The sequence below is a fragment of the Mycobacterium florentinum genome (assembly GCF_010730355.1).
GTDB lineage: Bacteria > Actinomycetota > Actinomycetes > Mycobacteriales > Mycobacteriaceae > Mycobacterium > Mycobacterium florentinum.
This window is the reverse complement of the sequence record NZ_AP022576.1, coordinates 4,740,035-4,759,643: the sequence shown is the minus strand read 5'-3', so window position 1 is coordinate 4,759,643 and position 19,609 is coordinate 4,740,035. Positions and strand designations below refer to the sequence as shown.

At 67.9% G+C, this 19,609-nt stretch carries 15 protein-coding genes; 7 read left to right on the top strand and 8 right to left on the bottom strand.

Annotated features, from left to right (window positions below):
- Nucleotides 1–3: 3 nt before the first annotated feature.
- The 6 genes from G6N55_RS22670 (at nt 4) to G6N55_RS22645 (ending at nt 7,820) form a co-directional block, all read left to right on the top strand.
- On the top strand, nt 4–1,986 hold the full coding sequence (locus G6N55_RS22670; RefSeq protein WP_085219814.1) for an acetyl/propionyl/methylcrotonyl-CoA carboxylase subunit alpha: 1,983 nt from the start codon (nt 4–6) through the stop codon (nt 1,984–1,986).
- On the top strand, nt 1,983–3,149 hold the full coding sequence (locus tag G6N55_RS22665) for an acyl-CoA dehydrogenase family protein (RefSeq protein WP_085219815.1): 1,167 nt from the start codon (nt 1,983–1,985) through the stop codon (nt 3,147–3,149). Before G6N55_RS22670 ends, G6N55_RS22665 begins: the two co-directional genes overlap by 4 nt.
- A complete protein-coding gene (locus tag G6N55_RS22660) occupies nt 3,149–3,946 on the top strand; it encodes an enoyl-CoA hydratase family protein (RefSeq protein WP_085219816.1) in 798 nt (265 codons plus the stop codon). Before G6N55_RS22665 ends, G6N55_RS22660 begins: the two co-directional genes overlap by 1 nt.
- A gap of 74 nt (nt 3,947–4,020) precedes the next feature.
- Nucleotides 4,021–4,620: a DUF1707 SHOCT-like domain-containing protein gene (locus tag G6N55_RS22655; RefSeq protein WP_085219817.1), complete on the top strand. Its 600-nt coding sequence runs from the start codon at nt 4,021–4,023 to the stop codon at nt 4,618–4,620.
- A 365-nt stretch (nt 4,621–4,985) separates the two neighbouring features.
- The gene (locus G6N55_RS22650; RefSeq protein WP_085219900.1) at nt 4,986–6,467 is read left to right on the top strand and encodes a condensation domain-containing protein; all 1,482 of its coding nucleotides are present in this window, start codon (nt 4,986–4,988) and stop codon (nt 6,465–6,467) included.
- Between the two features lie 3 nt (nt 6,468–6,470).
- Entirely contained in the window at nt 6,471–7,820 is a 1,350-nt protein-coding gene (locus tag G6N55_RS22645) for a WS/DGAT/MGAT family O-acyltransferase (RefSeq protein ID WP_085219818.1), read from the top strand.
- Here the strand turns inward: G6N55_RS22645 and G6N55_RS22640 are convergent.
- The 6 genes from G6N55_RS22640 to G6N55_RS22615 all read right to left on the bottom strand — a co-directional run bounded on the left by G6N55_RS22640 (nt 7,817) and on the right by G6N55_RS22615 (nt 15,829).
- Nucleotides 7,817–9,811: a vWA domain-containing protein gene (locus G6N55_RS22640; protein WP_085219819.1), complete on the bottom strand. Its 1,995-nt coding sequence runs from the start codon at nt 9,809–9,811 to the stop codon at nt 7,817–7,819. The two genes, G6N55_RS22645 and G6N55_RS22640, sit on opposite strands and share 4 nt — an antisense overlap.
- Entirely contained in the window at nt 9,804–11,189 is a 1,386-nt protein-coding gene (locus G6N55_RS22635; RefSeq protein ID WP_085219820.1) for a sigma 54-interacting transcriptional regulator, read from the bottom strand. The genes G6N55_RS22640 and G6N55_RS22635 overlap by 8 nt, the downstream gene beginning before the upstream one ends.
- Nucleotides 11,190–11,275: 86 nt before the next feature.
- Nucleotides 11,276–12,847, bottom strand: a complete 1,572-nt coding sequence (gene purH / locus G6N55_RS22630; protein WP_085219821.1) for a bifunctional phosphoribosylaminoimidazolecarboxamide formyltransferase/IMP cyclohydrolase — start codon at nt 12,845–12,847, stop codon at nt 11,276–11,278.
- Between the two features lie 7 nt (nt 12,848–12,854).
- The gene (gene purN / locus G6N55_RS22625) at nt 12,855–13,484 is read right to left on the bottom strand and encodes a phosphoribosylglycinamide formyltransferase (protein WP_085219822.1); all 630 of its coding nucleotides are present in this window, start codon (nt 13,482–13,484) and stop codon (nt 12,855–12,857) included.
- A gap of 50 nt (nt 13,485–13,534) precedes the next feature.
- Nucleotides 13,535–14,926 (bottom strand): cell division protein PerM, encoded by a 1,392-nt coding sequence (locus G6N55_RS22620; RefSeq protein WP_085219823.1) that lies wholly within the window; start codon nt 14,924–14,926, stop codon nt 13,535–13,537.
- A gap of 48 nt (nt 14,927–14,974) precedes the next feature.
- On the bottom strand, nt 14,975–15,829 hold the full coding sequence (locus tag G6N55_RS22615) for a DUF5336 domain-containing protein (RefSeq protein ID WP_085219824.1): 855 nt from the start codon (nt 15,827–15,829) through the stop codon (nt 14,975–14,977).
- A 283-nt stretch (nt 15,830–16,112) separates the two neighbouring features.
- On the opposite strand from G6N55_RS22615, the gene G6N55_RS22610 reads away from it, so the two are divergent.
- Nucleotides 16,113–16,961, top strand: coding sequence for an LLM class F420-dependent oxidoreductase (locus tag G6N55_RS22610; RefSeq protein WP_085219825.1), 849 nt, complete (start codon nt 16,113–16,115; stop codon nt 16,959–16,961).
- Nucleotides 16,962–17,067: 106 nt separating this feature from the next.
- Here the strand turns inward: G6N55_RS22610 and G6N55_RS22605 are convergent, their stop codons facing one another.
- Together G6N55_RS22605 and sucD are read right to left on the bottom strand one after the other, a co-directional pair.
- The gene (locus G6N55_RS22605; protein ID WP_085219826.1) at nt 17,068–18,591 is read right to left on the bottom strand and encodes an acetyl-CoA acetyltransferase; all 1,524 of its coding nucleotides are present in this window, start codon (nt 18,589–18,591) and stop codon (nt 17,068–17,070) included.
- Between the two features lie 115 nt (nt 18,592–18,706).
- Nucleotides 18,707–19,609 carry a succinate--CoA ligase subunit alpha gene (gene sucD / locus G6N55_RS22600; RefSeq protein ID WP_085219827.1) on the bottom strand — a complete coding sequence of 301 codons (903 nt, stop codon included), beginning with the start codon at nt 19,607–19,609 and terminating at the stop codon, nt 18,707–18,709.

The following is a 19,609-nucleotide window of genomic DNA, read 5'->3' as shown; positions in this document are numbered from 1 at the left end:
CCCATGGTTACTCGAGTGCTGGTTGCCAACCGCGGCGAGATCGCCCGCCGGGTCTTCGCCACCTGCCGCCGCCTCGGCCTGGGCACCGTCGCGATCTACACCGACCCCGACGCCGCGGCCCCGCACGTCGCCGAGGCCGACGCCCGGGTGCGGCTGGCCAAGACCAATGACTACTTGAATGCCGAGGCCGTCATCGCCGCCGCGCGGGCCGCGGGCGCCGACGCCGTACACCCCGGCTATGGATTCCTCTCGGAGAACGCCGAATTCGCGGCCGCCGTCCAGGACGCGGGCCTGACCTGGATCGGCCCGCCGGTGGACGCGGTACGGGCGATGGGTTCCAAGATCGAGTCCAAGAAGCTGATGGCGTCGGCCGGGGTGCCCGTGCTCGACGAGCTCGACCCCGAAACGGTCACGCGGGCCCAACTGCCGGTGCTGGTCAAGGCCTCGGCGGGTGGCGGTGGTCGCGGGATGCGGGTGGTTCGCGAGTTATCCGCTTTGGCAGGCGAAGTCGCCGCTGCTCAGCGCGAGGCGCAGTCCGCCTTCGGCGATCCGACCGTGTTCTGCGAGCGCTATCTGCCCACCGGCCACCACATCGAGGTCCAGGTGATGGCCGACACCCACGGCACGGTATGGGCCGTCGGGGAACGGGAATGCTCGATTCAGCGCCGCCACCAGAAGATCATCGAAGAGGCTCCTTCGCCGTTGGTGCAACGCATTCCGGGCATGCGGACCAAGCTCTTCGACGCCGCCCGGCTGGCCGCCACCGCGATCGGCTACGCCGGCGCCGGGACGGTGGAGTTCCTCGCCGACGACGACGGTGAGTTCTTCTTCCTGGAGATGAACACCCGGCTGCAGGTCGAACACCCGGTGACCGAAGAGACCACCGGGCTCGACCTCGTCGAACTGCAGCTCGCGGTGGCCGCCGGGGAGCGCCTCGATGTCGAGCCTCCCGTCGCCCAGGGGCATTCGATCGAGGCCCGGCTGTATGCCGAAGATCCCGCGCGTGGCTGGCAACCGCAGGCCGGGCCGGTGCACACCTTCGACGTGCCGGGTACGCGGGCACAGTTCGCCTCGCTGGGGCAGCGCACCGGAATCCGGCTGGACTCCGGCATTGTCGACGGATCGGTCGTGTCGATTCACTACGACCCGATGCTGGCCAAGGTCATCTCGTACGCGCCGACCCGACGTCGTGCCGCGCTGGTGCTGGCCGACGCGTTGGCCCGGACCCGGCTGCACGGGCTGCGCACCAACCGCGATCTGTTGGTGAACGTGCTACGGCATCCGGCGTTTCTCGACGGTGCGACCGACACCGCGTTTTTCGACACCCACGGCCTGGCGCAGCTGTCGGCGCCGCTGGGCGATGACGGCGTCGTGCGTTTGTCGGCGATCGCCGCGGCCCTTGCCGAGGCCGCGCACAATCGCGCGTCCGCCGCCGTGTTCGGCTCGCTCCCCAGCGGCTGGCGCAACCTGACCTCGGGCTACCAAGTCAAGACGTACACCGACGACGAGGATAACGAGCAGCGGGTCGAATATCGCTTCACCAGAACAGGTTTGGTGCTTGCCGGCGAAGAACCGGTGCAGCTGGTCTCGTCGGCACCCGACGAGGTGGTGCTGGCCGACGCCAACGGCGTGGCGTGTCGCTTCGCGGTCGCCCGCTACGGCCGCGACGTCTATGTCGACTCGGCGCTCGGGCCGGTTCATTTGGACGCCGTCCCCCGGTTGCCCGAGCCGGGTTCGTCCGTCGCGAAGGGGTCGCTGCTGGCACCCATGCCCGGCAACGTCATCCGGCTCGGCGCGCAGGTGGGTGAGCACGTCACGACCGGTCAGCCGCTGATCTGGCTGGAGGCCATGAAGATGGAACACACCATCAGTGCACCCAACGATGGGGTGCTCGCCGAACTCAACGTCAACACCGGCCAGCAAGTCGAGGTCGGCGCAGTGTTAGCGCGCGTGGAAGCGCCAGAAGCAGAAGGGAACCCGGCATGACCGATACCAGTTTCATCGAAAGCGAGGAGCGTCAGGCGCTGCGCAAGTCGGTGGCCGCGTGGGCGTCCAACTACGGCAGCGAGTACTACCTGAAAAAGGCGCGCGCGCACGAGCACACCGATGAATTGTGGTCCGAGGCAGGCAAGCTCGGTTTCCTCGGCGTGAACCTGCCGGAGGAATACGGCGGCGGCGGCGCCGGGATGTACGAGCTGTCGCTGGTCATGGAGGAAATGGCCGCCGCCGGCAGCGCACTGCTGCTGATGGTGGTCTCGCCGGCGATCAACGGCACCATCATCAGCAAGTTCGGCACCGAGGAGCAGAAGAAGCGCTGGATCCCCTCCATCGCCGACGGCACGCTGACGATGGCGTTCGCGATCACCGAGCCCGACGCCGGATCCAACTCGCACAAGATCACCACCACCGCACGCCGCGACGGCAGCGACTGGATCCTCAAGGGCCAGAAGGTTTATATCTCCGGCATCGACCAGGCCCAAGCGGTGCTGGTGGTGGCCCGCAGCGAGGAGGCCAAGACCGGCAAGCTGCGCCCGGCGCTGTTCGTGGTGCCCACCGACGCCCCCGGCTTCAGCTACACCCCCATCGAGATGGAGCTGATCAGCCCCGAGCGCCAGTTCCAGGTCTTCCTGGACGACGTCCGGCTGCCCGCCGATGCGCTCGTCGGTGCCGAAGACGCCGCTATCGCACAGCTTTTCGCGGGCCTGAACCCCGAGCGGATCATGGGTGCGGCCAGCTCGGTGGGCATGGGCCGGTTCGCGCTGCAGAAGGCCGCCGACTACGTCAAGACCCGTCAGGTGTGGGGAGCGCCGATCGGCTCGCACCAGGGCCTGTCGCATCCGTTGGCGCAGTGCCACATTGAGGTCGAGCTCGCCAAGCTGATGATGCAGAAGGCCGCCACCCTCTACGACAGCGGCAACGACGCGGGCGCGGCCGAGGCCGCGAACATGGCGAAATACGCTGCGGCCGAAGCGGCTACCCGCTCGGTGGACCAGGCCGTGCAGTCGATGGGCGGCAACGGGCTGACCAAGGAGTACGGCGTCGCGGCGATGCTCACCTCGGCCCGGTTGGGCCGCATCGCCCCGGTCAGCCGCGAGATGGTGCTGAACTTCGTCGCGCAGACATCCCTGGGCCTGCCTCGAAGCTACTGATGGACACCCTTGTCGAATACGCCGTCACGGGATCGTTCGCCCGCCTGACGCTGAACTCGCCGCACAACCGCAACGCGCTGTCGACCACTCTGGTCAGCCAATTGCACCAGGGCCTGCGCGACGCGGCGGCGGATCCGGCGGTGCGGGTAGTGGTGCTCGGGCACACCGGCGGCACGTTCTGCGCCGGCGCGGACCTCAGCGAGGCCAGTGGCGGCAACCCCTTCGACATGGCCGCGGCGCGGGCCAAGGAGATGACCGCACTGCTGCGCGCCATCGTCTCCTCGCCGCTGCCGGTCATCGCCGCCGTCGACGGTCATGTTCGCGCGGGCGGATTCGGGTTGGTCGGCGCCTGCGACATCGCGGTGGCCGGGCCGCGCAGCACCTTCGCGCTGACCGAGGCGCGCATCGGCGTCGCCCCGTCGATCATCTCGCTGGCGCTGCTGCCGAAACTGTCGCCGCGCGCGGCCGCCCGCTACTACCTCACCGGCGAAACGTTCGATGCCGCGGTGGCTGCCGAGATCGGGTTGGTCACGATCGCAACCGACGACGTCGACGCCGCGGTGGCCGGACTGGTCGCCGATGTAGGTCGCGGGTCGCCCCAGGGCCTGGCGGCATCAAAGGCACTGACGAGCGCCGCCGTGCTCGAAGGGTTCGATCGCGACGCCGAGCGGCTTACCGAGGAATCCGCCCGGCTGTTCGTCTCCGACGAAGCACGCGAAGGCATGCTGGCATTCCTGCAGAAACGTCCACCCAGTTGGGCCTCGCCCACCGCCACCGGTGATGCCGGCCGCAATTAGGCGTGCATAGGAGGATGGTTGCGATTTAGCCAACCCTCTTGCAGCAAGACTTGTACGTCGTACGCTCGTGGATGATGAGCGATTCGGCGCCGAATGATGCAAAGGACGCCCGCGGGGATATCTCGCGAGCGGCCGATACCGATCGCATACAAATTGCACAATTGTTGGCGTATGCGGCCGAGCAGGGCCGCCTGCAGCTCAAAGACTACGAAGACCGTTTGACCAGGGCATATGCGGCGACGACCTACGAAGAACTGGATCGGCTGCGGGCGGATTTGCCGGGCGCACCGCTGAGCCCACGCCGCGGCGGCAAAACGAATCCGGCGCCGTCGACGCTGCTGCTTGCCTTGTTGAGCGGATTCGAGCGGCGCGGGCGCTGGAACGTGCCCAAGAAGCTGACCACGTTCACGCTGTGGGGCAGCGGGGTGGTGGATCTGCGCTACGCCGACTTCACGTCGACCGAAGTCGATATCCACGTGGTGTCGATTATGGGTGCGCAGAACATCCTGCTGCCGCCCGAAGTCAATGTCGAGATCCGCGGCCGCGGGGTGATGGGCGGCTTCGACCGCAACATCGTCGGCCAAGGCACACCCGGCGCACCCCGAGTGAATATCCACGGCTTCTCGCTGTGGGGCGGTGTGGGCATCAAACGCAAAGCACGCCGGCCCCACTAAATACACCGACACACGCCCGCCGGTCAGCCAAGACGAGGGTGATCGGTCCGCGGACAGCTATTGCGGCACAGACCCGGGCCCGCTGGATTGAAGCCAAGAGGTTACTGGCACCGCGGCGAAAATGCCTGGAATTGCGTATCTTCGCAAAACCCCGAAATTGCCGCATCGGTCGACTAGCGTCCAGACAAGCGGCTCAGGGGGTGCAAGCGACGCCACAGGGTTGGGCCCCAATGTATCGGGAGTGCGTCGCAAGAATCCAGCGCGAAGGGTGCATTAAGGCTGCGCGAAAGACTATGCGCAACCGCACTTTCCGCTGTTCCGTGCCGCCCATGGAATGCCGGCAGCACGCGAAGGAAGGGCTGGAAATGGTGGCACTGGGCAACATCAGCGAATGGCAACCGCCACACGGTCCGCTCACCATGTGGACCGCCGTGCCGACGGCACACGAGGCGGCCCGCACCGCGCGCCGAAGCGATCTTGCTCCGAGTTATCAGCAGGCCCAACACCTCTGGGCCGCCTTCCATGGCAGGGCGATGAACAGGCAGCTGCCACGGCTGATGATCGTGGCGTGGGACATCGCGGGCACGTGCGACATTCCGGCAATGACCACGGCGGTCAATACCCATGTCCGCCGGCACGACACCTACCACAACTGGTTCGAATTCGAGAACGGCGCGATCGTACGCCGCACCATCGAGGACCCGGAAGCCATCGATTTGGCGCCCGTGTCGTGGGGACATATGACCCCCGATCAAGTTCGTACCCATGTCTTGACGACGACCCGCCAAACGCTCGAATGGGGTTGCTTCAGTTTCGGTATCGTCCAGCACGCCGACTACTTCACCTTCTATGCCAGTGTCGATCACCTGCACATCGACGGCTTGTCGGCCGGCGTCATCTTTTTCGACATCCATCTGACGTATCAAGAACTGGCACAGGGCGCGGATCCGCGAGCGCCCGGCACGCCTGTCCAGCTCAGGAGCTACCGGGACTACTCCGCCCGGCAGCGCGAGCGGGTTGCGGACCTGACCCTGTCATCGCCCGAGATCAGGGACTGGATCGAGTTCGCGCGCGACGCCGACGGCGACTGGCCCAGCTTCCCACTGCCGCTGGGCGACACCTGGGCCAGCAGCGCCGGCGACTTGGTGACCGTCGAGTTGTTGGATGCCGCCGGCACGGAGGCGTTCGATGCTGCCTGCCTCGCGGCCGGTGCCCGGTTCCTCGGTGGCGTCCTGGCGTGCACCGCATTGGCCGAATACATATTGACCGGCAACGAGGTTCATCGCGGGTTCACCGCAAGGGACACTCGGACCCAGGGCATCGACACGATGACGGTGGGCTGGTTCGCGAGCATGGTTCCGGTCATCGTGCCGACGGCCGGCGGGTCCTTCCCCGAGGCTGCGCGGGCCGCCCAGAAGTCGTTCGATGCAGCCAAGGATCTTGCTCACGTGCCGGTCGAGCGGGTCCTGGAGCTCGCGACACCGGATGAACTGGGCATCAAGCTGCCCTCGCAGCTGCCGATGATGCTGTCCTTCCTGGACTTTCGCAAGATTCCGCTGGCCGGGGTGTGGGCCGAGACGAACTTCGGTACCTACGGCGACAGCCTGTCCCACGGCGGGGTCAACGTGTGGATAAACCGGCACGCCGAGCGCACCACGGTCACCATCTCCTTCCCGGACAACGAGGTAGCGAGCGAGTCGGTGCACCAATACATCGAGACTCTAATCCGGGTCTTCGCGCGCATCGCGGGCAAGGCGCTGGAGCAGTCGAGCCTCTTTGCCGCCGAGGTGAATTCGGATGGTCTCTATGCCCTTTCCCCAACGGAAGACGACGGCGAGGCGGCTTAGTAGATGAGCAACGTGCTGGATTTGGCCGACCAGACACTCTTTCTCGGAGAGCGATCGACAGCGACGACCAGTGTGTTGCAATGCATCTGGGTGTACGACCGGGCCATCGACGTTGACGGTCTGCGACGTTTCCACCGCCATCTGAGCCGGGGCCGGCTATCGCGCCGGATCGAACGATCTCCGCTGCCGTTCGGCCGCCACCGGTGGGTATCGCCGAGCGACCGGCCCAGCCTCGAGATCGCCGCCACGCCCCGGCCGCGCGACGAGATCGACTCGTGGCTTCAGACGCAGGCCGGCTTCCGGCCGGACGCCGAACACGGACCCGGGTGGCACCTTGGCATGCTGCCGCTGACCGACGGCGGCGCGGTGGTGAGTTTCGTTGTCACACATTGTCTTACCGACGGCGTGGGGCTGTGCGAGGCGTTGGCCAATGCGGCTTGCGGGCGCGACGATGCGATCACCTGGCCGGCCGCGGCATCGCGGCGACGGTGGCAGGCGCTGCGCGAGGACGCACGCCAAACCGCCCGCGACGCAGCGGACCTGGGTCGCGCCGTCGTCGCGGCGGCACGCATGGCCCGGCGAAGCAACGGCGCCGCCCCGGCATCCAAGCGGCGGCCCGCGCCCCCCAGCGAACCGAACCAGAGCATCACGTTGCCCATGGCGATGCTCTTCTTCGACGCCGACGAGTGGGACGCCCGCGCACAGGCGCTCGGCGGAACCAGTAACGCGCTGCTCGCGGGGCTGGCGACGTACCTCGCCCAGCGGGTGGGACGGGTCGCGGCGGACGGCTCGGTCAACGTGGGGATGCCGCTCAACGAGCGCGAGCCGGGCGACGCCCGGGCCAACGCGGTGATCAACGTCGACGTCACGGTCAAACCCGCAACCGCGACAACCGGCCTGGGCCAGATCCGCGCCGCGATCAAGCAAGCGCTGGTCCGAAGTCAGGATGCGCCCGACGAGCGGTGGGCATTGCTGCCGCTGATTCCGCTGATACCCAAGCCGGTCTTCCGTCGGCTGATCAGCGTGGTCACCGGCAGTGCGACCACGGTGGTGTCGTCCAACCTCGGTGCGATCAACCCGGCGGCCAACCGGCCGGACGGCACGGACGCCGACCACTTCGCGATGAAGTCGGTGTACCCGGGCGTCACCAACGCGACGATGTACCGCACCAACGGGGCGCTGGCGTTGTTGTCGGGGCGAGTGAACGGTCGGGTCTTCGTGTCGTTCCTCGCCTACGAGCTGGGCCGTGACAACTCGAACGCCGATCTGGAACAGCATATTTCGAGCGCTTTGAGCGAGTTTTCGCTGACCGCCAAGGCGGGCTGGCGCGCCCCCAGTCCGGCTGCCCGCTAGCGACGGCGCCGAGACCGTAGATAGTCGCCGACCACCGCGGCACCAAGGCCGTCGAGATCGGGGACAACGACGCGTCCCTCGACCCGTCGCGCGACCTGGTCGATGAATCGCGCCAGGCCGGGGTCACTGCCCAACCGGAAGATGGTGATCTGCGCACCGAGGCGCGCCATGTCGTCGAACCCGCGCACGGTGTGGGCGATGGTCCGCGGGTGGGGCGGATAGTCGAAGAACACCGACGACCCGTCGCCGTCGACGTCCTCGAGGTGTGCGGTCGGCTCACCGTCGGTCACCACCAACACGACGGGTTGCGCGTTGGGGTGTCGGCGCAGATGACGGCCCGCCAGCGCCAGCGCGTGATGCAGGTTGGTGCCCTGCTCGTAGACCCCCTCCAGGCCGGTGAGCTCGGCGGCGGTCACGGTCCGCGCGTAACGGCCAAAGGCGATGATCTGCAAGGCATCCGCGCGGAACCGGGTGCAGACCAGGTGATTGAGCGCGAGCGCCGTCTGCTTCATCGGCAGCCAGCGATTCTCCATCACCATCGAAAACGAGGTATCGACAAGCAGCGCCACCGCGGCCTGCGTGCGCGTCTCGGTCTCGGACACCTCGACGTCGTCGACGGCGATCTTCAACCGCGCGTCCGGGCCGTCGAGCGTCGCCGTTCCCGCCTGCCGCAGCACCGCGTTGGTCAACGTGCGCGGGATGTTCCACGGTTCGGTGTCACCGAACTGCCACGGCCGGGTCGCGCCCGTCAGCTCGCCCGCTGCCCCGGCCCGGCGCAGCTCACGGTCGCCACGGCGGCTCGAAAGCTGTTGTGCCACATCGCGTAGTGCCGTCTCGCCGAGTCGGCGCATCGCCTTGGGCGACAGCCGCCACTGGCCGTCGGAACCGCGATCCAGGAAGCCCTGATTGACCAGGGCCCGTTCCAGCTCGGACAGGGTACGCGCGTCGACGGCGGCCTGGTCGCCGAGCTGGCGCGCCAGCGCGTCGAGATCGACGTCGTCCATCGTGGCGCCCGGATAGCTTTGCGAAAGCTGGTCGGCCAGCTGCTCGAGCTCGGCGATGTCGGACAACGCCTGAGCGCCTTCACCCATGCCCAACGGATTATCGCCGGAGAACTGCTCGGATCCCATCCAGTCTTCGCCGGGCCGCGCGGCCTGCAGGTTCGCATCCAGGCGGTTCAACGCATTCATCAGCGACGGGGAGCCAAATGCCTGCTGTGCCAAGGCGTCCAGTTCGGCGCGCTGATCGGGGCTCAGGCTATTGCGGAAGCGCTGCGCGGCGGCCGCCCGCTGGGCCAGCGAGTCCATCAGCTCGTCGATGTTGCGCGGGTTCTCCGGAAAGAATTCGCCGTGCTTGTTCATGAACTCTTCGAAGTCCTGCTGCGTGTCTTCGCCGCGGTTGTGCTTGTCCAGCAGATCGTTGAGGTCGTCCAGCATGTCGTTGACGCGCTGACGATCCTCGTCGGTGGCGCCCTGAAGCGCCTCCTTCATGCCGGCGAAACGCTGGTCGAGCATCTCGCGGCCAAGCAGATCCTTGATCTGGTCGTACTTTTCGCGGGCCTCATCACTGCGCCAGTTGTACTCGGACAGTTCCTGGACCGCTTTGGCCGGCGAGGACGGCAACGCGTCGAGCTGCAGTTCGCCGAAGCGGGCGTCGTCGTCGAGGGCACGGGCCAGCTCCTTACGCTCGGCCAGCACCGCCTCGTCCAGCAGCTTTTTAATGTCTTGCAGGGTTCCATCTAAGTTGTTGCGGCGCAACAGGTCCCGTCGACGCCGGTTGGCTTCTGCCGCCAGCCGGTCGGCGCCGGGCATGTTCTTGGTGCCGCGGCGCAGCAGCTCGGACAGCGCCCGGCGCGGGGAGGTCCCGCCCATGACGTCCTGCCCGATCTGCTCGAGCGCCTCACGCAGATCCACCGGCGGGGCCAGCGGGTCCGGCCCGCCGGTGTACGCCGAGTAACGTGAGGAGTGCCCTTGCGAAAAAGGCTTAGCCATAGACGGTTTGGCCCTCCCCGGACACTTTGTCGATACGCTTGGCCAGATACAGCGCTTCCAGTGCCAGCTCCAGCGCCGCGGCGCGTTCGCCCTCGGATTCCGCGTGCAGCCGGTCGGCGATCTCCTCCACGACGGGCAGGCCCGGAACCGCGGCCAGCACATCCTTGGCCGAGATCCGCTCACCCGTGGTCACCGCCGAACCGGCTTCCACAGCGGCGACCAACGGGGCGACGTCGATGCCGCCGAGCGCCCGGGACGCGGTGTCGGCGGTGGCGCGGCGCAGCAAGTGCTCGAGCACCGCCTGCTCGCGGCCTTCCTCACCGGATTCGAATTCCAGCTTGCCGCGCAGCACGTCGATCACCGTGCCCAGGTCCACAACTCGGGCCACCGGGTCGCTCTCGCCGAGGATCGCGCCCCGGTGCCGTGCGGAGGCCGCGACGGTTTCGGCCGCCGCGATCGCGAACCGCGCCGAGACCCCGGATCGCTGGTCGACCGAGTTCGACTCACGCAGATAGCGGGCGAACCGCGCGATCACCTGCGTCAGGTAATCGGGCACCTGTGCACTCAGGTGTGCTTCCTGCACGATGACGCCGACCTCCGCATCCAGCTCCAGCGGGTAGTGGGTGCGGATCTCGGCGCCGAACCGGTCCTTGAGCGGGGTGATGATGCGACCGCGGTTGGTGTAGTCCTCGGGGTTGGCGCTGGCGACCACCAACACGTCCAGCGGCAGGCGCAGCGTGTAACCGCGGACCTGGATGTCGCGCTCTTCCATCACGTTGAGCATCGACACCTGAATCCGCTCGGCGAGGTCGGGCAGTTCGTTGACCGCCACCACGCCGCGGTGCGCCCGCGGGATCAGGCCGTAGGCAATGGTCTCCGGGTCCCCGAGGCTGCGGCCCTCGGCCACCTTGATCGGGTCGATGTCACCGACCAGGTCGGCCACGCTGGTGTCGGGGGTGGCCAGCTTCTCGGTGTAACGCTCGCTGCGGTGCCGCCACGCCACCGGCAGGTCGTCGCCGAGAGTGGCGGCCCGCCGGATCGACTCCGGAGTGATCGGTGTGTAGGGGTGCTCGCCGAGCTCCGCGCCCTCGATGACGGGCGTCCATTCGTCAAGCAACCCAACCAGCGCCCGCAGCAGCCGGGTCTTGCCCTGGCCGCGTTCGCCGAGCAGAACGAAGTCGTGCCCCGCGATCAGCGCCCGCTCCAGCTGGGGCAATACGGTGTCCTCGAATCCCAGGATGCCCGGCCAGATGTCGTCACCCTCGGCCAGCGCCGTCAGCAGATTCTCGCGGATTTCCTGCTTGACGCCCCGTTCACGATGGCCGGACGCACGCAGTTCGCCGACGGTTCGGGGCAGATTGCTCGGTGATGTCACCACTCCAAGTTACGTCGCGCCCCATATGTGCGTCATGCGCACCGGCTTTAGCGCCCTCGAGTGTGCCCGCGCACTGATTTCAGTGCGCCCTAATGAGCGAAGTGGCGCGCGCCGGTCAGGTATAAGGTGACGCCGGCCGCGGCGGCCGCAGCGGTCACTTCGTCGTCGCGCACCGAGCCTCCGGGGTGCACGATCGCCTTGACCCCCGCGCGCGCCAGCGTCTCCAACCCGTCCGGAAACGGGAAGAACGCATCGCTGGCCGCCACCGCGCCACCGACGCGGTCGCCGCCGCGTTCGACGGCCAGCCGGGCCGCGTCGACCCGGTTGACCTGACCCATGCCGACGCCGATAGTGGCACCGCCGGAGGCGATCACGATCGCGTTCGACTTGACCGCACGGCAGGTACGCCACGCGAAAACCAGGTCACTCAACGTCGCCGGGTCCGCCGGCGATCCGCAAGCCAGCGTCCAGTTGGCCGGGTTGTCACCGTGCGCGTCGAGCTGATCGCGCTGCTGCATCAGCAATCCCCCGCTGACCGGCTTCAGCTCGGAGCCACCGGCCAGTGGCTCGGAAGCAACCAGCACCCGGATGTTCTTCTTGCGCGTCAGCACATCGAGGGCGTCCGGCGCGTAGGCCGGGGCGACGATCACCTCGGTGAAGATGGTGCTGACGTACTCCGCCATCTCAAGGCTGACTTCGGTATTCGTGGCGATGACGCCTCCAAAGGCGCTGAGCGGATCACACTCGTGAGCCTTGCGATGCGCGTCGGCGACCGAAAGCGACGAGATCGCGATCCCACACGGGTTGGCGTGCTTGATGATTGCCACACAGATTTCTTCGTGGTCGAACGCCGCCCGCCAGGCCGCATCCGCGTCGGTGAAGTTGTTGTAGGACATCTCTTTTCCGTGCAGCTGCTCGGCCTGCGCCAGGCCCGGCCAAGCTGCCGAGTCGACGTAGAGCGCGGCCTGCTGGTGCGGGTTCTCGCCGTAGCGCAGCATCGCCGAGCGGCGCCAGCTGTGGCCGAACCACTGCGGAAACGCGGTCTCGGGGTGCTCGGGCGCCAGGGTGCACTCCATCCAGCTCGCCACGGCGATGTCGTACTCGGCGGTGTGCTGAAAGGCCAACGACGCCAGCTTCTTGCGCTCGGCGAGCGTGAATCCGCCGTTGCGGGTCGCGGCGAGCACCCCGTCGTAGCCGAGCGGGTCGACGACCACCGCCACGCTCGGATGGTTTTTCGCGGCCGCCCGGACCATCGACGGCCCGCCGATGTCGATCTGCTCGACGCATTCGTCGAGGCCGGCGCCGGAGTCGACGGTCTGGCTGAACGGATACAGGTTGACGACCACCAGCTCGAAGGCCGCGATCCCGAGCTCCTCGAGCGCCGCGGCGTGCTCGGGCTTGCGCAGATCGGCGAGCAGCCCGGCATGCACGCGCGGGTGCAGCGTCTTGACCCGGCCGTCGAGCACCTCGGGGAAGCCGGTCAGCTCCTCCACGGGCGTTACCGGAATCCCTTTGTCAGCAATGGTTTTCGCGGTCGACCCGGTCGAGACGATCTCGACGCCGGCCGCACTCAGGCCCTGGGCGAGTTCGATCAGGCCGGTCTTGTCGTAGACGCTGATCAACGCGCGGCGAATCGCTTTTCTTGACTCGTCGGTGCTCATGCTGTGCTCATCCCAGGGTCGCCTTTCGTCCGCTCCAGGTCACGCCGCGGGTAGCGATCGCGGCCACCACGTCCACCAACAGTCGCCGTTCGATGACTTTGATGCGTTCGTGCAATGTCTCTTCGGTGTCGCCGTCGAGGACCGCGATGGGCTCCTGCGCCAATATCGGCCCGGTGTCCATGCCGGCATCCACCAGGTGCACCGTACAGCCCGTGACCCGCACACCGTAAGCCAGCGCTTCGGGGACCGCATGTGCTCCCGCGAACGCCGGCAGTAGCGCCGGGTGGGTGTTCAGCGTGCGTCCGCAGAATCGCGAAAGGAATTGCGGTCCAAGGATTTTCATGAAGCCAGCGGAGACGATGAGATCGGGCGAGTGCGCGGCGGTGGCCTCGGTGATGGCGGCGTCCCAGGCGTCGCGATCGGGGTGGTCGCCGAGCCGGACGGTGAAGGTCGGCACGGACGCGGCGGCGGCGACCTCGGTGGCCCGGCAGTCGCGATCCACGCCGACCGCGACCACCCGGGCCGGATAGTCGTCGACGGCGGCGGCCAGCAGGGAATTCAGCAGCGATCCGGTGCCCGACGCCAGCACGACCAATCGCGCCGGCGCACTCGGGGGCACGCGCAGCGGTTCGACCACATCGCGAGCCTACTAACGACGACGCCCGGGTGACGATACGACCGGCCGTGCTAGTCCTCGGAACCGCGTTCGCCGGGCGTCGATTCATCCGGCGCGGGCTCATCGGGCATCGGCTCGTCGAACGCGGGCTCGCCCGGCATGGGTTCGGCGGGCGTCGGGTCGGCGAACATGAACGCTTCCTCGTCGTCGAGCGGCGGGGCGCCTTCGCCCACCGGATCGGGCTCGGCCAAGACGTCCGCGAAGTCCTTCGGTTCTTCGGCCCGCGGCGCGGGCGCGCGCTTCGGTTTGGCCTGCCGCGGCCTTCTGAATTTAGTGGGCCTGATCCCGCCGGTCATCACCACCGTCACCCAGCCGATGACCGCGAACCAGCAGAACGTGCCGACCCACAGGGCACCCTGATCCACCCCGACCTCGCCGAAGTTGCCCAGCCGGCCACTGCTGCCGAAGGCCAGCAGCGACATCACCAGCGCCCCGACCACCGCGGCGACCAGCAGCTTGGCCAGCGCCGCAAGCAGCGGAAGCGGACGCCGGGCGCATTGCTGTCCGACCGCCACACCCGACGACGCCCCGACGATGAGCAGTGCCACCCACGCCGGCCCCAGCGGTGGCGTCGGCGCCGTGGCCAGCACCGGCAGCGCCGGAATATCACCGCCGAACACGGTGAACGAACTGAACGTCGCAAAACCGATATGCGCACTGGACCCCACCGCGACCGCCGAGGTGCCGACGATGACGTTGGGCGCGTAGAGCATCGACAGCACGGTGAGGCTGAACTCGCCGAAGATGGAATCGGTGATCCCGTAGAGCTCCTGCATCGTCGCCCAGTGCACCACCAGCGATCCGGCCGTCACGAAGCCGGAGAGTCCGACCAGCGCCAGCACGCCGGCGGCCGCGGCACGCAGCGAATCGCCCAGCCAGAAGGGCAGGGACGCCGCCATCATCGCCCGTCGGCCGACCCGGGACCCGACCCCGATCGCCGCACCGATGGCGTGCACCATCGCGACGCTGGCGAATGCGCGCAGGGCGCTGGGTGTCTGCAGCTCGGTGAGCACCGTCGAGGCGTCGTGGATGACGGCCAGCGCGATCGCCGCGATCAGCAGGGGCCCACCCAGCGCCGAGGCGACGACCCAGCGGATCACCAGCCAAGACGAATATCGGGTGGTCGCCCGCGCCGTGGTGCGCGCGGTCGCCCACACCATGAATAGGATTGGCAGCAGCGGCAATACGCCCAACTCGCGGCCGCCGATCGCAATCGGTACCCGGTGCACGCCGAGCCAGATGCTGGCGATCGCCCCGAGCGCGCCGGTCATGTCGCTGTTGGCGATCAGCAGCTCAAGCAGCGTGACCGCGGCGATGATGACCAGCGCCAGCACCGCTGGGCCGAACGCGACCCGGACGAGGTCACGCGCCTGGCGAGCACCCGCTGCCCGGTTGTCCTCCACCCGTGTCACTCTTGGAGCACGTGCCCGTCGAGGCGCGAGAGCCCGCGGTTAAGACGGGGCCGGTCCAGAGCCCGACTGGTCGCCGGGCTGTTCGGAGGCACCCGTACCGCCGACCGACGGGGGCGGGCTGAAGCTCGGGAAACCGGTGGGCGGCGTCGTCGGACCCTGCTGCTGCGCCGCCGGCTGCGAGCCGGACTGCGGGGACTGGGCGCCGAAGCCGCCGGTCGGGATCGCGCTCTGGGTCGGGGCCTGGCTCGAGGGGTAGCCACCGTACTGCGATCCGTACCCGGACTGCGGGTTGTGCTGCTGCGGGCCCTGCTGACCGTAGTAGCCGCCGTGCTGCTGGCCTCCGTACTGCCCGTACTGCCCGTATTGGCCGTACTGCTGCGCGTAGGGGTCGTACTTGGGCCGCGGCGGCGGCGCCGTGATGACGCCCGCGTCCAGCAGCAGCTCCACGACGGCGGCGACGGCCTGCAGCACGCTGGCCGCGACCAACGGCCACATGGCCCAGCCGACGGCGAAACCGGCCGGGGTGTTGATGACCTCCGCGATCGCCAGCAGCGCGCCCAGGACGGCGACCGCCGCTACCACGCCCGCGTAGTTCTTGGCCTTGGGCAGCAAGCTCAGCCCGGCCAGCAGCGTGGCCAGCACGGCGACGAGCACCGCGGTGCCGGCGTCACCGGCGCGGCCGCCGGAGGCGGGACCGAGGTCGGCGCTGAGCACGAAGGTCGGCCCGAAGTTCAGCAGATACACGGCCAGGCCGAGCGCGACGACAGCAATGTTGACGTACAGCGGCAGTTTGCTCTCGCCGTCGTCGGTCTTGGCGAACGACGGCGTGGCGCCGGGGTAGGAGCCGCCGGGCTGCGCTTGCGGATAGCCGGGACTCCCGGGCGAGTAGGTCATGACTCCTCCTGTTGCTTCAGTGCCTTCAAGACCTCGACAGGCGCCACGCCGCTGCTGCGGTGCGACGCTGTGCTTCCAGGGCCCGCCGTACTCAAACACCCAGACGTGCCCGCGCATGCGTTACGCGCGATCGATCAACCACGCTAGCGCACGTTCGGGCGGCCGCGCCGGAGCGACCGGCCCCCGCGCGCGACCAGGGCGGATAGTCGCCACACCCCGGCTTCGAGCCGCTCCGCGGGGGGCGGGTTGCCCGGCGCAGGTAGAACACGTTCTAATTCTGTGCATGGATTACGGGCTAGTGCTTTTCACCAGTGACCGGGGCATCTCTCCGGCAGCCGCCGCCAAACTCGCCGACGACCACGGCTTTAAGACGTTCTACGTGCCGGAACACACGCATATCCCGGTCAAGCGGGAGGCGGCGCACCCGACCACGGGTGACGAGTCGCTGCCGGACGACCGCTACATGCGCACGCTGGACCCGTGGGTAAGCCTGGGCGCCGCCTGCGCGATGACGTCGCGGGTGCGGCTGTCCACCGCGGTGGCGCTGCCCGTTGAGCATGACCCGATCACGCTGGCGAAAAGTATCGCCACCCTCGACCACCTGTCCGGTGGCCGGGTCAGCCTGGGCGTCGGATTCGGTTGGAACACCGACGAACTGGCTGACCACGGCGTGCCGGCCGGACGCCGCCGCACCTGCCTGCGCGAGTACCTCGAGGCGATGCGGGCGCTGTGGACACAGGAGGAAGCCGAATACGACGGCGAGTTCGTCAAGTTCGGCCCCAGCTGGGCCTGGCCCAAGCCGGTACAGCCGAACATCCCGGTGCTGGTGGGCGCCGCGGGCAACGAGAAGAACTTCAAGTGGATCGCCCGCAGCGCCGACGGCTGGATCACCACGCCCCGCGACCTCGACATCGACGAGCCGGTGAAGCTGTTGCAGGACACCTGGGCGGCCGCCGGGCGCGACGGCGCCCCGCAGATCGTGGCCCTGGACTTCAAGCCGGTGCCCGAGAAGCTGGCGCACTGGTCCGAACTCGGGGTGACCGAGGTGCTGTTCGGCCTGCCGGACAAGCCCGAAGAAGAGGTCGCCGCCTACGTGGAGCGGTTGGCGGGCAAGCTCTCGTCGATGGTCTGAGCGGGCACGCCCGCGCCGCACTTCGCCGGCCCGCGCGTACTCCGAGACTTAAACCACTGCGACCTTTTGCGGCGTGTCTTGTGCGTGGTTTAAGTGTCGCGAAGCGTCAGCTTAGCGAAGCCCGGTTGCCGTTGTCGGTCGTCCACACCGAGATCTCGGCCCCGAGCGGATCGCCGTCGCTCATCAACGCGACGAGGTCGTCGTCGTCGGTGGTCGCCATGAATCGGGTGTTGTCCGCCGCGAGCCTGCCGACGATGATGCCGGTGCGGATCGGCCAGTCGTAGCGCACCGAGTACGTCTCGATCCGCGCCGCGCCCTCGGGCGTCTTCGTGACGTCGACCTTCGGCAGCGCGTCGATCTCCTTCTTGAGCGCTGCGCAGTTGTCGGTACGCCAGTCCACCGGTGTGGTCGAGTAGATGCCGACCGAGTACTTGCTCATGATGCCGCCGTTGGCGCCGACGAACCCGAATTGCCCTGGCCTGTCCCGCATTTGCCGGACCGTCTCGGCGATACCGTGCAGCGAGTAGCTGTTCCCGGGACCGCCGAAGTACGGCAACCCGCCGGTCAGCGTCAGCCCGCGCGGGTCGTCCCCGTCGATGCCCAGGGCCTCGCAGATCACGAACACCGGAAACGGAAAGCAGCTGTACAGATCGAAGGTGGCGATGTCGTCGACGCCAATTCCGGCTACCCGCAATGCTTCTCGGGCCGCGTGGACCGCAGCCGGACTGGCGCCGAGGTCGACGCGATCCAGCATCGCCTGCTCGACCATGTCCGAGTGGCCGTGCAGATAAACCCAGTTGTCCTCGGCGACCCCGAGGCGGGTCGCGGCCTGCACCGACATCAGCACCGCCGCGGCGCCCTGATTGACCTGATCCCGGGCGACGAGTAGCCGCGGGTACGGGTCACAGATCATCCGGTTGTCGTCGGTGACGGTGATGATCTCGTCGACCGTCCGCTCCAGCGGCGATGACGAAAACGGGTTCTTGGCGGCCACTTTCGACATCGGGGCGAACAGCTCGGCCATCTCGCGCCGATAGCCGGCCACACTGTGACCGAGACGGGCGCGGCGGGCGTTCTCGAGCAGCCCGTATTGCACCGGCGCAGCGGTCAGACCGTGCTGAATCGTGTAATCGTCGATGTAGCTGAAGATCTGGTGGCCGCGATCCTCCAGCTGACCCTCGACGTGTTCGGTGAAGTCGGGCTTATCGTCGCGGTTGGCGAAGTAGCGCGCCGTCGACCCCGGCTCCGAGCCCATGATCAGCACGACGTCGGCGCCGCCCGCCGCGATCGCGTTGCCGGCCTCGGTGACCAGCTTCTGCGGACCCTGCCCACCGACCGGTTCGAGTACCACCCGTGCGGGGTCGCCGCCGAGACGGTCCATCACCGAACGCGGGTAGTTGTTCGACTTGCCGAGCTTCGCCGGCATCGGTCCGGAGATCTCGAACTGCCGTAGCCCGAAGACCGTGTCGACGGCCTTCGCAACGCCTTTGGCGCCGGTGTCGGCCAGGGCGGCCCGCGTGGCCTCGGTCGCGAGGTCGACTGCCGACATGCCCCGATAGTCGGGGTCGTCGATGCGCTCGGTGAACTGGCCGGCGCCGACGAGCACCGGGGTGCGCGGATCCACCGGCATGACAAACCTCCTGGCAACTGTTAGTTCGTCAGGCTAACCGATGGCAGGGGCCGAAACGAAACTGCGGCCAAGTCGCCTAAGTGACAGCGCGACTGACCGCAGTCTCGGTAACGAACTAGAGGCTCTGCAGGATCTCCCGGGCCAGCGCCGCGGTCTCCGACGGCGTCTTGCCCACTTTCACCCCGGCGGCCTCCAGGGCCTCCTTCTTGGCGGCCGCGGTGCCCGACGAGCCGGACACGATCGCGCCCGCGTGGCCCATCGTCTTGCCTTCGGGCGCAGTGAATCCCGCGACGTAGCCGACGACCGGCTTGGACACGTTGGCCTTGATGTAGTCGGCCGCGCGCTCCTCGGCGTCACCGCCGATCTCACCGATCATCACGATGACCTTGGTCTCGGGGTCCTTCTCGAAGGCCTCGATGGCGTCGATGTGGGTGGTGCCGATGACCGGGTCGCCGCCGATACCGATCGAGGTCGAGAAGCCGAAATCGCGCAGCTCGTACATCATCTGGTAGGTCAGCGTGCCCGACTTGGACACCAGCCCGACGGGGCCGGGGCCGCTGATGTTGGCGGGCGTGATGCCGGCCAGCGCCTCGCCCGGGGTGATGATGCCGGGACAGTTCGGGCCGATGATCCGCGTCTTCTGGCCCTTGTCGACGTTGTAGGCCCACGCATATGCGCTGTCCTGCACCGGAATTCCCTCGGTGATGACCACCAGCAGCGGGATCTCGGCGTCGATGGCTTCGATGATCGCGTCCTTGGCGAACTTCGGCGGCACGAAGACGACCGACACGTTGGCGCCCGTCTCCTTGATCGCCTCGGCGACGCTGCCGAACACCGGGAGTTCGACGTCCTTGCCTTTCGCGTCGACGTGCGACACGGTGGTGCCGGCCTTACGGGCGTTGACGCCGCCGACCACCTGGGTGCCGGCCTTGAGCATCAGGGCGGTGTGCTTGGTGCCCTCACCGCCGGTGATGCCCTGGACGATGACCTTGGAGTCCTTGTTCAGGAAGATAGACAT

What these genes read in the sequence shown, in the direction of transcription:
- G6N55_RS22670 (WP_085219814.1), top strand. Translation starts at nt 4, where the DNA reads ATGGTTACTCGAGTGCTGGTTGCCAACCGCGGCGAGATCGCCCGCCGG.
- sucD (WP_085219827.1), bottom strand. Translation starts at nt 19,609, where the DNA reads ATGTCTATCTTCCTGAACAAGGACTCCAAGGTCATCGTCCAGGGCATC.
- G6N55_RS22660 (WP_085219816.1), top strand. Translation starts at nt 3,149, where the DNA reads ATGGACACCCTTGTCGAATACGCCGTCACGGGATCGTTCGCCCGCCTG.
- G6N55_RS22610 (WP_085219825.1), top strand. Translation starts at nt 16,113, where the DNA reads ATGGATTACGGGCTAGTGCTTTTCACCAGTGACCGGGGCATCTCTCCG.
- G6N55_RS22665 (WP_085219815.1), top strand. Translation starts at nt 1,983, where the DNA reads ATGACCGATACCAGTTTCATCGAAAGCGAGGAGCGTCAGGCGCTGCGC.
- G6N55_RS22615 (WP_085219824.1), bottom strand. Translation starts at nt 15,829, where the DNA reads ATGACCTACTCGCCCGGGAGTCCCGGCTATCCGCAAGCGCAGCCCGGC.
- purH (WP_085219821.1), bottom strand. Translation starts at nt 12,847, where the DNA reads ATGAGCACCGACGAGTCAAGAAAAGCGATTCGCCGCGCGTTGATCAGC.
- G6N55_RS22640 (WP_085219819.1), bottom strand. Translation starts at nt 9,811, where the DNA reads ATGGCTAAGCCTTTTTCGCAAGGGCACTCCTCACGTTACTCGGCGTAC.
- G6N55_RS22650 (WP_085219900.1), top strand. Translation starts at nt 4,986, where the DNA reads ATGGTGGCACTGGGCAACATCAGCGAATGGCAACCGCCACACGGTCCG.
- G6N55_RS22605 (WP_085219826.1), bottom strand. Translation starts at nt 18,591, where the DNA reads ATGCCGGTGGATCCGCGCACCCCGGTGCTCGTCGGCGCCGGCCAGTTC.
- G6N55_RS22645 (WP_085219818.1), top strand. Translation starts at nt 6,471, where the DNA reads ATGAGCAACGTGCTGGATTTGGCCGACCAGACACTCTTTCTCGGAGAG.
- G6N55_RS22655 (WP_085219817.1), top strand. Translation starts at nt 4,021, where the DNA reads ATGAGCGATTCGGCGCCGAATGATGCAAAGGACGCCCGCGGGGATATC.